This window comes from Streptomyces sp. NPDC055962 (assembly GCF_042270185.1).
Classification (GTDB): domain Bacteria; phylum Actinomycetota; class Actinomycetes; order Streptomycetales; family Streptomycetaceae; genus Streptomyces.
Map to the genome: position 1 here is coordinate 191876 of NZ_JBHJYN010000007.1, position 11589 is coordinate 203464.

Consider the following 11589-nt stretch of genomic DNA (forward strand, 5'->3'; position numbering starts at 1 on the left):
CACATCCTTCTGTCCCCCGAAGCGAGGTCCGCTTCTCGACTGACCGGTGGATTCCCACGCCCCGCCCGGACCAAAGCAGACTTGAGCAACTCCAGAGCTTCGGCGCAGGATGGCGTCCATGACACAGGGACGACCGTTGCTCAACCGCCGCCTCAGCGAGTTCGGCACGACGATCTTCGCGGAGATGTCGGCGCTGGCCGTGCGGACCGGATCGATCAATCTCGGCCAGGGGTTCCCCGACACCGACGGCCCCGAGGAGATCCGCGAGGCCGCCGTACGCGCCCTGCGCTCCGGCCACGGCAACCAGTACCCACCGGGCCCCGGCATCCCCGAACTGCGGTCCGCGGTCGCGGACCACCAGCGGCGGCACTACGGGCTGGAGTACGACCCCGACGCCGAGGTCCTGGTCACCACCGGCGCCACGGAGGCGGTCGCCGCCTCCCTGCTGGCCCTCCTGGAGCCCGGCGACGAGGTCGTCGCCCTGGAGCCGTACTACGACTCCTACGCCGCCTGCATCGCCCTGGCCGGCGGCACGCGCGTGCCCGTCACACTCCGGCCCCACGAGGGTGCCTACCGCCTCGACCTCGACGAGCTGCGCGCCGCGGTGACACCCCGGACCCGGCTGATCCTCCTCAACACCCCGCACAACCCGACCGGCACCGTGCTCACCCGGGACGAACTGGCGGCCGTCGCCGCGCTCGCGTGCGAGCGCGACCTCCTGGTCGTGACCGACGAGGTGTACGAGCACCTGGTCTTCGAGGGCGAGCACATCCCCCTCGCGTCCTTCCCCGGCATGCGGGAGCGCACGGTCACCATCAGCAGCGCCGGCAAGACGTTCTCGCTGACGGGCTGGAAGATCGGCTGGATCACGGCGAGCCCGGACCTGGTCACCGCGGTCCGCTCCGCCAAGCAGTTCCTGACGTACGTCTCCGGCGGCCCCTTCCAGTACGCCGTCGCCGAGGCCCTGCGCCTGCCCGACAGCTACTTCGACGGGCTGCGCGCGGACCTGCGTGCCAAGCGCGACCTGCTGAGCACCGGTCTCGCCGAGGCAGGCTTCGGCGTCTACGAGCCCGCCGGGACGTACTTCGTGACCACCGACATCCGCCCGCTCGGCGGCGGCAGCGACGGCTTCGCCTTCTGCCGGGCGCTCCCGGAGCGCTGCGGGGTCGTCGCCGTCCCGAACGCGGTCTTCTACGACCACCGGGATCAGGGCGCACCCTTCGTCCGCTTCGCCTTCTGCAAGCGCACGGACGTGCTCGCCGAGGCGGTGTCCCGGCTGAAGGGCCTCGGAGCGGGCTGAGCGAACACGGCGGAGGCCCGGGGCAGGGTGCCGGCCTCACCGGCCGAACCCCGTCCCGGGCCTCCGTCGTACGTCCGTGCCGGATCAGGCCTCCGGGGACTGCTCCGTGCCGGTGCCGCCCTCGTCCGCCTTCTCCTCGGGCGCCAGGCCCAGGCGCTCGACGAGCCACTTGTCGAACTCGATCGAGGCCCGCACCCAGCTGACCGTCGAGGAGACGAAGTGCTCCAGGCTGACGCCGGTGCCGATGAGCATCTGGGCCTCGCCGACCAGCCGCACGGAGGACGCGGCGCCCTCCTCGCCCTCGTGGGCGTGCGTGTAGACCTTGGGCCACAGGGTGCGGCGGTTCCAGTCGTCGATCGCGTCGAGCAGAACGGCGCGCTGGTCCAGGGCGTGGGGGCGGTCGTAGAAGGTCCGGACCGAGAAGACCTGCTGCTCCTCCTCGCCGCGGAACATGAAGTACGTCCGGAAGTCTTCCCACGGCGCGGCGAGGTCGCCCTCGTCGTCGACGACGAACTTCAGCTCCATCTGCTCGAGAAGCTGCTTGACGAGGTCCTGGTCCGGGACCACGGGGCCCTCGGGTCCTGACGCCTGCGGTTCGGGCTGGCCCCCGAAGTTGGGGATCGAGGACGGGTCGATAGACATCGCTGGGTACTCCTGTGGATCGCGCGTGGTTTCCTGGCTCCGACCCTAGCCGCGATCGCGGCCCGTAGTCCTACGCGCTCAGGGGAATCGTCCCGGTGCCCGTCTGACGGGCGCGCGCCCAGGAAACCGCGACCACGACCGCGCAGAGCGTCCCGACGAGTCCCGCCCCGCCGATGGTCCGGGCCGACGAGCCGGACAGCTCCGTCACCAGACCTCCCGCGGCGACACCGATCCCCTGCATGGCGGTCAGCCCCGACCTGGCCAGCCCGAGCGCCTGCCCCCGCTGGTCGGGCGGGGTGAGCATGACGAAGGTCGCCCCGGCGGTGATCTGGTAGGCCGAGCAGACGCCCGACACGAGCAGCACCAGGAGGGCCACCGTCACACCGGGGCCCGCCCAGTAGACGAGCAGCGGGAGATTCGCGCACACGGCCAGCGGGCCGAGCAGCCTGCGGCGGCGCTCCGCCCCGACACCCGGCCTCCCCAGGAGGGCGGCACCCAGGACCATGCCCGCGGGATGGGCGGCGAGCAGCAGGCCCACCGACGCGGCGCTCCCCCCGGCCTCCTCCGCGAAGGGCGCGGCGAGGCCCTCGGGGAGCACGACGAAGCCGGCCAGCCAGCCGAGCGCGACGAGCGACCGCAGCCGGGGGTCCGACCAGATCAGTGCGGCCGCGCTCCTCACCTGGATGTGCATCCGCTTCGGCCGCGCGTCCGCGCCCTCCTCCACGGGCCGGGCCTTCACACCGAGCCTGATCAGGACGGCCGAGACCAGGAACGTCGCCGCGTTCAGCCCCAGCGAGAGATGGCTGCCCAGCCACACGACCAGCACGCCGCCGGCGGCGAAGCCGACCAGCTGGCCGGCCTGGTGCGTGATCACGATGGCCCGCTGGCCGCGTTCGTACAGGCGGTCGCCGAGCACGGACGGCATCAGGGCACCCTGCGAGGCACCGAACGGGGCCTCGCAGAGCTGCGCCAGCACGAGCAGCCCGGCCAGCAGGGGCAGCGGCGTACCGGGCAGAGCCATCAGCCCGACGAGGACGGCGCGCACCAGGTCGCAGCCGATCATGACCGTACGACGGGGGAACCGGTCCGCGAGCCCGGTCAGGAACACGCCCGAGAGCAGGGCGGGCAGGGTCGTCAGTGCGTAGGTCGCCGCGGTCCACCCCGCCGACTCGGTGCGTTCGAAGACCAGCAGGGACAGCGCCACCCGCGCCAGCTGGTCGCCGAGGACCGACTGCGCGTAAGCCGCCCACAGGGTACGAAATTCTCTCTGGCGAATGAGGCTTTCACTTCTGCAATCCTTCGGCTCCGCACTCGCCTCGCCGGGTATCCGCTCCGTCATGCGCGTACCCTACCGGTTTCCTAATTGCTTTCCGCCGCCCTCCGGAGAAAAGAAAAAAGGGCCCGTAGTGTCCGATATTGCACGGAACACGCTCACCGGCACCGTCGCCGATACGGCCTCGGCCATGGGTGCGAATATGTATCAGCCCGATACAAAAAACGGCGGTCCGGGCGGCACCTCGTCCGCCATTCGGCCAGGCAATGGAGATTTTCGGCTCGATTTGGCGGGCGCTTCGGGGGCGGCTCCAGCATTGATGCGTGCCGAATGCACACATCAATGCACGGGTCGCACACATCGATGTCCCCGGCCGAGGAGCGAGGCCTCGGGCCGGGGACACCGGAGGGACGGTCTACAGGGTCTTGGCCGCCGTCGCGGTCCCCACGATCAGGCCGTCGCCGGCCCGGTCCACCCGGACCGTGTCGCCGTCCTTGACGTCACCCGCGAGGATCTCCTTCGCGAGGCGGTCGCCGATCGCCGTCTGGATGAGCCGGCGCAGCGGCCGAGCGCCGTAGGCCGGGTCGTTGCCCTCCTCGGCGAGCCAGGCGAGGGCCTCCGGGGTGACGTCGAGCGTGATCCTGCGGTCGGCCAGCCGGCCGGCCAGCCGGGCCACCTGGAGCCCCGCGATGTGGGCGAGCTCGTCGCCGGACAGCGCCGAGAAGACGACCAGGTCGTCGAGCCGGTTGAGGAACTCCGGCTTGAACGACGCCCGCACGACCTCCAGGACCCGCTCCTTCTTCACCTCGGGCCCGGTCAGCGGATCGACCAGGTACTGGCTGCCCAGGTTCGAGGTCAGGATCAGGATGGTGTTGCGGAAGTCCACCGTCCTGCCCTGCCCGTCGGTGAGCCTGCCGTCGTCGAGCACCTGGAGCAGGATGTCGAAGACCTCGGGGTGGGCCTTCTCGACCTCGTCCAGCAGCACGACACTGTACGGACGCCGCCGGACCGCCTCGGTGAGCTGCCCGCCCTCCTCGTAGCCGACGTAGCCGGGCGGGGCACCCACGAGCCGGGCGACGCTGTGCTTCTCGCTGTACTCGCTCATGTCGATGCGGATCATGGCCCGCTCGTCGTCGAACAGGAAGTCCGCGAGCGCCTTCGCCAGCTCCGTCTTGCCGACCCCGGTCGGGCCGAGGAAGAGGAACGAACCGGTGGGCCGGTCGGGGTCGGCGATACCCGCCCGGGTGCGGCGCACGGCGTCCGACACGGACCGGACGGCCTCGCTCTGCCCGATCAGCCGCCTGCCCAGCTCGGACTCCATCCGCAGCAGCTTCTGGGTCTCGCCCTCCAGGAGCCGTCCGGCCGGGATGCCGGTCCAGGCACCGACGACGTCGGCGATGTCGTCCGGGCCGACCTCCTCCTTGACCATGGTGTCCTGGGCGGCCTCCTGCTCCGCCTCGTCCGCCTCGGCCAGCTCGCGCTCCAGGCCCGGGATCTCCCCGTACAGCAGCTTGGACGCGGTGTCGAAGTCGCCGTCGCGCTGGGCGCGCTCGGCCTGGCCGCGCAGCTCGTCGAGGCGCTCCTTGAGCTCACCGACGCGGTTCAGGCCCTGCTTCTCCTTCTCCCAGCGAGCGGTGAGGCCGCGCAGCTCCTCCTCCTTGTCGGCGAGGTCGCGGCGGATCTTCTCCAGGCGTTGCTTGGAACCCTCGTCGTTCTCGTTCTTCAGCGCCAGTTCCTCCATGTGGAGGCGGTCGACGGACCGCTGGAGCTCGTCGATCTCCAGGGGTGAGGAGTCGATCTCCATGCGGAGCCGGGACGCCGCCTCGTCGACGAGGTCGATGGCCTTGTCGGGGAGGAAGCGTGAGGTGATGTAGCGGTCGGACAGGGTCGCGGCGGCCACCAGCGAGGAGTCCGCGATCTGGACCTTGTGGTGCGCCTCGTAGCGGCCCTTCAGGCCGCGCAGGATCGCGATGGTGTCCTCGACGGACGGCTCGGCGACCAGGACCTGCTGGAAGCGGCGCTCCAGGGCGGGGTCCTTCTCGATCCGCTCGCGGTACTCGTCCAGCGTGGTGGCGCCGACCATGCGCAGCTCACCGCGGGCGAGCATCGGCTTGAGCATGTTGCCCGCGTCCATCGCGGAGTCGCCGCCGGCACCCGCGCCGACGACGGTGTGCAGTTCGTCGATGAACGTGATGATCTGACCGTCGCTCTCCTTGATCTCGGAGAGGACGGTCTTCAGGCGCTCCTCGAACTCGCCGCGGTACTTGGCACCGGCGACCATCGCGCCGAGGTCCAGGGAGACGAGCCGCTTGTTGCGCAGGGACTCCGGGACGTCGCCCTTGACGATGCGCTGGGCGAGCCCCTCGACGACGGCCGTCTTGCCGACGCCGGGCTCACCGATGAGCACGGGGTTGTTCTTGGTACGGCGCGACAGCACCTGCACGACGCGGCGGATCTCCTGGTCACGGCCGATGACCGGGTCCAGCTTGCCCTCACGCGCGGCCGCCGTGAAGTCGGTGCCGAACTTCTCCAGCGCCTTGTACTGCCCCTCGGGGTCGGGAGTGGTCACCCGGCGCCCTCCCCTGCTCTTCTCGAATGCGTCCAGCAGCTTCTTCGCACCGGCTCCCTGTCCGTCGAGGATCTCACCGGCGCGGCCGCCCTTCGCCGCGATGGCGATCAGCAGGTGTTCGGTGGAGAGGTAGTCGTCGCCGAGCTCCTTCGCCCGCCGGTCGGCGTCGGCGACGACCGCGAGCAGCTCGCGGTCGGGCTGCGGCGGGGCCACGGTCGAGCCGGTGACGCTCGGCAGCGCCCCCAGGAGCCGTTCGGTCCCGGCGCGCACGGCGGCCTGGTCGGCGTCGACGGCGGCGAGCAGGTCGGTGATGTTCGCGTTGTCCTCGCCCGCGAGCAGCGCAAGCAGCAGATGCCCGGGGGTCAGATCGGGATGACCGTCCTTGACGGCCCTGCCGGTCGCCGCGTTGAGGGCGTCCCGGCTCTTGTTGGTCAGCTCGGCGTCCACGGGCTCTCTCTCCTCCTCGTACTGGTCCTCATCGAAACCCTGACTCACTCAACGGGTACAAAGTTGAGTCTATTCCACTCAAGGCTGAGAGAGTACTCCTCGGGCCGTCGGTGTCCCTCTTCTCTAGGCTGACCCCATGCCTGACGTACGCAACCTCACCCCCGAGTACCTCGCCTTCTGGCGGGAACGCCACGTGTGCACGCTGACCACGCTCCGCCCGGACGGCACACCGCACGTGGTGCCCGTCGGGGTGACGTACGACCCGGAGACACGGATCGCCCGCGTCATCACCGGCCGGAACACGAGGAAGGCCGCCCACGTCCTGGCGGCGGGCCCGGAGGGGGCACGGGTCGCGGTCTGCCAGATGCAGGGGCGCCACTGGGCCACCCTGGAGGGCCGGGCGGTCGTGCGCACGGAGCCCGCGGAGGTCGAGGACGCGGTACGCCGTTACGCGGAGCGCTACGAGCGCACCCCGCGGCACAACCCCGAGCGGATCGTCATCGAGATCGCCGTCGACAGGGCTCTCGGAAACGCGTGAGGAGCCCGAAGGAATTCTGAGGAATTCAGAGAGACTCCGGGCAGCACAACGGCGCCATCGTGTTCAGGTCACGATGGCGCCGCTGTGTGGGGGAAGTGCCGGAACGATATGGAAAGACGGGGGAATCGTTCAGGCACTGCGGGGGGTGGCGGAAATGGCTTCTTGGTCGAACAGCTCGTGGTCGCGCTGATCGAGATTCACGAAAATCATGCCGTACCTCACGGCACAGCGAACCGGCTGCGGCGCCCCGCGGGGCCGGCGAAGACAGCGATAGGCGCGGATGTCGTCATCCGTTTCCATCACGACGACGATCGGCTCTCCGAACAGGGTGACCATCAACGAATCGCCCTGGCGGGTGAGTGCCGTGAGCAGATCGATGAAATGCCACCCTGAGCGATACGCCGTGGCCATCTCCCGGCGGAAGGTGCGGTCGTCCGGTGGGGTGGTCATGCGGCCGCTGCGCCGGCCGGCGCACTCCAGCTGATCTCACCGGCGGCGGGCATCCCCCAGCTGATCTCACCGGAAGCAGCCGCGGCCTGTACGGACCAGCTGATCTCACCGGGAGCAGCCGCGGGCATCCCCCAGCTGATCTCGCCAGGCGCCGACGCCGCCTGGACGGACCAGCTGATCTCGCCAGGCGCCGACGCCTGCTCGGACCAACTGATCTCGCCGGTTCCGGCCGCCCCGCCCGCCACGCCGAGGCCCAGGGCCGCGACGAAAGCGGCGGCAAGCACCGAGCGAAGCATTCGCTTATACATAGTCGGCTTCGTCCTCACTTGTGGATTCTTCTCCCCCGCCTCCACGACGATGTCTCACCCGAGCCCCCCAACGCCACTGGGACGATGCATCATGTTCCTGCATGTTCAGGAACCTGGGGGGTGGAGATATGACCACAAGTGACACAACACAGACACATCCTCACGGGGTCACCGAACTATGCGAAGAGGGAAAGCGCCTCTATGCCAGCGCGTTGCGCTCCGGGCGCATCTCCCGCGCCGAGGTGAGCCCCGCACCCTGTCTGATGGACTTCGCGCTCCTGCACCCGGACCCGGACGATACGACATGGCTCCGGCCCGTACCGCCCTCCGCCGCTCTCGCCCAGCGCCTGCACCCCCTGGAACGCGAGATAAAGGAGCGCCGGCGGCGCTCCGTGGAGCTGGCCGAGTCCTTCGAGATGTTCATGGACATCAGCGCCCAGGACCCCCCGACGACCCACGCCATCACGGTGCTGGAGGGCGGCAACAGGATCAACGCGGCGCTGGATCTCGCGACGGCCGAGTGCCGCACGGAGGTGCTCACCGTCCAGCCCGGCGGGGACCGGGGCGAGGACCGGCTCAGCGAGGGCCTGGAACGGGCCCTGTCGGTGGTCAACCGGGGCGTCAGCATGCGCACGCTGTACCAGCACACCGTCCGCCACAGCCAGGGCACGCTCGCCTACGCCGCGCGCCTGGCCCAGGACAAGGTGGAGATACGCACGCTGGAGGAACTCATCGAGCGCCTCCTCGTCTTCGACCGGACGGTCGCCTTCATCCCCGCGCAGAACGACGACCAGGTCGCCCTCGAACTCCGCCACCCGGGTCTCGTCAACTACCTGGTGAAGGTCTTCGAGCAGTTGTGGAGCCGAGCGTCCCCGCTGCTCGGAGAGGCCCGCTACGACCCGCCGACCAAGGGGATCAGCGGTGTCCAGCGTTCCATCGCGCAGCTTCTCGTCGAAGGACACGTGGACGACTCGATAGCCCGCCGTCTCGGCATGAACGTACGCACCTGCAGGGCCCACGTGGCGAAGCTGTCCGCCACCCTCGGCAGTACGAGCCGCGCCCAGCTCGGTTATCTGATCGCGCGGTCAGGGATCCTGGACGAGGACTCCTGACCGCGCGCCCGCCCACCCCGGAACATCCCCACCCCGGGCCGAGGGCGCACCCGCGCGGACTTCGCGGAAGCACGGTCACGCCCGGCAGGCGCCGGGAGTCCCCCGCACTCCCGGCAGCTCCACACTCCCCCGTCAGCCGCGCGTACGCCACGGTCATGTTGTTGCAGTGCATGAAGTGAGGGGTGGTCACATCACCACGGACGAGGCGAACACGACCCATCCGCACGGGCCGGCGGAGCTCTGCGCCACCGGACTGCGCCTGTACGAGGAGGCGCTGACCGCGGGGCGCATCCCGCGCGCCGGTCTCGCGGCCGCTCCCTGCCTGATCGACATGGGCCTGGTCCAGCCCCAGCCGGGCGACGACTCGTGGATGCGTCCCGTACCACCGTCCGCCGCCCTGGCCCACCTGCTCCAGCCGCTCACCCGCGAACTGGACGAGCGCGTCCAGCTGGCCGCCGCGCTCAGCCGGTCGCTGACCCCCCTGACCTCGGTCGCCAGTGCCGATCCCGATGTGGCGATCACGCTCCTGGAGGGGAAGCCGGCGATCGACTCGGCCCTGCGGGAGGCCACCGCCGCCGTACGCGAAGAGGTGCTCACGGCCCAGCCGGGCAGCGACCGGCCGCGCGGAGGGATGCAGAGCGGTATCGACAACGCCAGGACGGCCATCGGGCGCGGAGCCAGGCTCCGGCACATCTACCAGCACCCCGCGCGCTACAGCGCCACCGTCCGCGACTACCTCGCCCTGATCTCCCCCCAGGACCTCCAGGTGCGGACCACCGAGCAGACCGTGGAACGGCTGATCGTGTTCGACCGCAGCGTCGCGTTCATCCCCGGGGCGCCCGACCGCCGGACCGCCCTGCGGATACGGCACCCCTCGATCGTCGCGTACCTGGTCCAGGTCTACGAGGTCCTCTGGGCCCAGGCCACGCCCTTCGCCCAGCAGCTGCCGGCCTCGGACCCCGGCGTCCAGGTCACGGCCGTCCAGCAGAGCATCGCCCGCCTGCTCGGCGAGGGACACGTCGACGACGTGGTGGCCCGCAAGCTGGGCATCAGCGTCCGCACGTGCCGCTCCCACATCGCCCGGCTCATGCAGGCGCTCGGGGCGACCAGCCGCACCCATCTCGGGGTCCTCATCGTGCGGTCCGGCATCGTGGAAGGACCCGGCACACGGAAAGGGCCCGCCACCGGGTCCTGAGACTCCGGTGGCGGGCCCTGCCAGGCCTGCCTAGTCCTTCGGCCTCTTCGGCCGCCAGACCACCAGCGCGCTCGTCTGCTGAACGTCCTGGTACGGCACCAGGTCACGCCGGTAGGAGGCGTGCACCTGGGCTTCCCGCTGCTGCATGGCCACGGCCGCGCCGTCGACCGCCGCGGAGAGCTCGGCGACGCGCTGCTGGAGCGCGGCGACCTGGTTCTCCAGCTCGATGATGCGCTTGATGCCGGCGAGGTTGATCCCCTCGTCCTGAGACAACTGCTGCACGGTGCGCAGCAGTTCGATGTCGCGGGCCGAGTAGCGCCGGCCCCGCCCGGCCGTGCGGTCCGGCGAGACCAGGCCGAGGCGGTCGTACTGGCGCAGTGTCTGCGGGTGCAGGCCCGAGAGCTGGGCCGCGATCGAGATCACGTAGACCGGTGATTCGTCGGTCAGCTGGTACGGATTGCGTCGACGGCCGTCCATCTCAAGCTCCCTTCGCAGCCTGGAACAGCTCCGCCCGCGGGTCCTCCCCCGCGGTCGCCTTCCGGAAGGCCTCCAGCGCGTCCTGGGCGTCCGCGCCGAGGTCCGTGGGGACGGACACCTCGACGGTGACCAGGAGGTCGCCACGGGTGCCGTCCTTGCGCACGGCGCCCTTGCCCCGGGCCCGCATGGTACGTCCGTTGGGCGTGCCGGCCGGGAGTTTCAGGGTGACCGGCGGCCCGCCGAGCGTGGGGACCTTCACCTCGCCGCCGAGCGCCGTCTCCGGGAAGGTGACGGGCACGGTGACGGTGAGGTTGTCGCCCTTGCGGCCGAAGACCGGGTGGGCGTCGACGTGGACGACGACGTACAGGTCGCCGGCCGGACCGCCGCGCTCGCCCGGGCTGCCCTTGCCGCGCAGCCGGATCCGCTGGCCGTCCAGCACCCCCGCGGGGATCCTGACCTGCATCGTGCGGGCCGACTTCGCCCGGCCGCTGCCCTTGCAGACGTCGCAGGGGTCCTGGGCGATGAGGCCCCGGCCCTTGCAGTCCACGCAGGGATCGGTCAGCGAGAACCCGCCGCCGGTGCCGCGCGACACCTGGCCGGTGCCCACACAGGTCGGGCAGACCCTCGGGGTGCCGTTCTTGTCGCCGGTGCCTGAACACGCCTTGCAGGGGGCCTGGCTGGACATCCGCAGCGGGACCGTGGCCCCGTCGACCGCCTCGGTGAAGCTGAGCGTCACCTCGGACTCGATGTCCTGGCCGCGGCGCGGCTGGACACGGGTGCCACCGCCGCCCCGGTTGAACAGCCCGCCGAACACGTCGCCGATGCCGCCGCCGCCGAAACCGCCGGCGCCCGCGGTCTGGCCGCCGCCCGGGGCGCCCCCGAAGAGGTCACCCAGGTCGAAGTTGAAGTTGCCGCCCGCGCCGCCGGGACCCGCCCGGAACCCTCCGTTGCCGAAGAGCGCGCGCGCCTCGTCGTACTCCTTGCGCTTCTTCGGGTCACCGAGGACGTCGTTCGCCTCGGAGATCTCCTTGAAGCGCTCCTCGGCCTTGGCGTCGCCCTTGTTGGCGTCCGGGTGGTACTCGCGGGCGAGCTTCCGGTACGCCTTCTTGACCTCGGCGTCGGTGGCGTCCTTGGGGACGCCGAGAACCTTGTAGTAGTCCTTCTCGACGAAGTCCTTCGTGCTCATCGACGTCCCTCCTTCCGGACGATCGGCCGTGCGGCCGGCCCCGTGGCCGGCCGCACGCCCCGTCGGTGTTCACCGCAGTGGTCGGACGGAAT

General features: G+C 70.6%; 11 protein-coding genes. 4 read left to right on the forward strand and 7 right to left on the reverse strand.

The features are described from left to right. The first annotated feature begins 118 nt into the window (after positions 1 to 118). Entirely contained in the window at positions 119 to 1300 is a 1182-nt protein-coding gene (locus ACFC51_RS21545) for a pyridoxal phosphate-dependent aminotransferase (RefSeq protein ID WP_376530263.1), read from the forward strand. An 84-nt stretch (positions 1301 to 1384) separates the two neighbouring features. On the opposite strand, the gene ACFC51_RS21550 is transcribed toward ACFC51_RS21545, so the two are convergent. The 3 genes from ACFC51_RS21550 to clpB all read right to left on the reverse strand — a co-directional run bounded on the left by ACFC51_RS21550 (position 1385) and on the right by clpB (position 6231). Continuing rightward, positions 1385 to 1942 carry a YbjN domain-containing protein gene (locus tag ACFC51_RS21550; protein ID WP_376367887.1) on the reverse strand — a complete coding sequence of 186 codons (558 nt, stop codon included), beginning with the start codon at positions 1940 to 1942 and terminating at the stop codon, positions 1385 to 1387. A 70-nt stretch (positions 1943 to 2012) separates the two neighbouring features. After that, entirely contained in the window at positions 2013 to 3281 is a 1269-nt protein-coding gene (locus ACFC51_RS21555) for an MFS transporter (protein WP_376367885.1), read from the reverse strand. 349 nt (positions 3282 to 3630) lie between these two features. Next, complete coding sequence (gene clpB, locus ACFC51_RS21560; RefSeq protein WP_376367883.1) at positions 3631 to 6231, reverse strand: ATP-dependent chaperone ClpB; 2601 nt, start codon at positions 6229 to 6231, stop codon at positions 3631 to 3633. Positions 6232 to 6367: 136 nt separating this feature from the next. Here clpB and ACFC51_RS21565 point away from each other — a divergent pair, with 136 nt between their 5' ends. Further along, positions 6368 to 6769, forward strand: coding sequence for a pyridoxamine 5'-phosphate oxidase family protein (locus tag ACFC51_RS21565; protein WP_376367882.1), 402 nt, complete (start codon positions 6368 to 6370; stop codon positions 6767 to 6769). A gap of 129 nt (positions 6770 to 6898) precedes the next feature. Here ACFC51_RS21565 and ACFC51_RS21570 read toward each other — a convergent pair whose 3' ends face one another. Both ACFC51_RS21570 and ACFC51_RS21575 read right to left on the reverse strand, forming a co-directional pair. Next, positions 6899 to 7219 carry a (2Fe-2S)-binding protein gene (locus ACFC51_RS21570; protein ID WP_376367880.1) on the reverse strand — a complete coding sequence of 107 codons (321 nt, stop codon included), beginning with the start codon at positions 7217 to 7219 and terminating at the stop codon, positions 6899 to 6901. Next, positions 7216 to 7503 (reverse strand): hypothetical protein, encoded by a 288-nt coding sequence (locus tag ACFC51_RS21575; protein WP_376367878.1) that lies wholly within the window; start codon positions 7501 to 7503, stop codon positions 7216 to 7218. The genes ACFC51_RS21570 and ACFC51_RS21575 overlap by 4 nt, the downstream gene beginning before the upstream one ends. A 125-nt stretch (positions 7504 to 7628) precedes the next feature. Between ACFC51_RS21575 and ACFC51_RS21580 the strand changes: the two genes are divergently transcribed. Together ACFC51_RS21580 and ACFC51_RS21585 are read left to right on the forward strand one after the other, a co-directional pair. Continuing rightward, complete coding sequence (locus ACFC51_RS21580) at positions 7629 to 8639, forward strand: helix-turn-helix transcriptional regulator (protein WP_376367876.1); 1011 nt, start codon at positions 7629 to 7631, stop codon at positions 8637 to 8639. A gap of 190 nt (positions 8640 to 8829) precedes the next feature. Next, positions 8830 to 9834: a LuxR C-terminal-related transcriptional regulator gene (locus ACFC51_RS21585; RefSeq protein WP_376367971.1), complete on the forward strand. Its 1005-nt coding sequence runs from the start codon at positions 8830 to 8832 to the stop codon at positions 9832 to 9834. Between the two features lie 30 nt (positions 9835 to 9864). Here ACFC51_RS21585 and ACFC51_RS21590 read toward each other — a convergent pair whose 3' ends face one another. Next, positions 9865 to 10311 (reverse strand): heat shock protein transcriptional repressor HspR, encoded by a 447-nt coding sequence (locus ACFC51_RS21590; RefSeq protein ID WP_014155378.1) that lies wholly within the window; start codon positions 10309 to 10311, stop codon positions 9865 to 9867. Position 10312: 1 nt separating this feature from the next. Further along, complete coding sequence (gene dnaJ, locus ACFC51_RS21595; RefSeq protein WP_376530266.1) at positions 10313 to 11497, reverse strand: molecular chaperone DnaJ; 1185 nt, start codon at positions 11495 to 11497, stop codon at positions 10313 to 10315. Between the last annotated feature and the right edge of the window lie 92 nt (positions 11498 to 11589).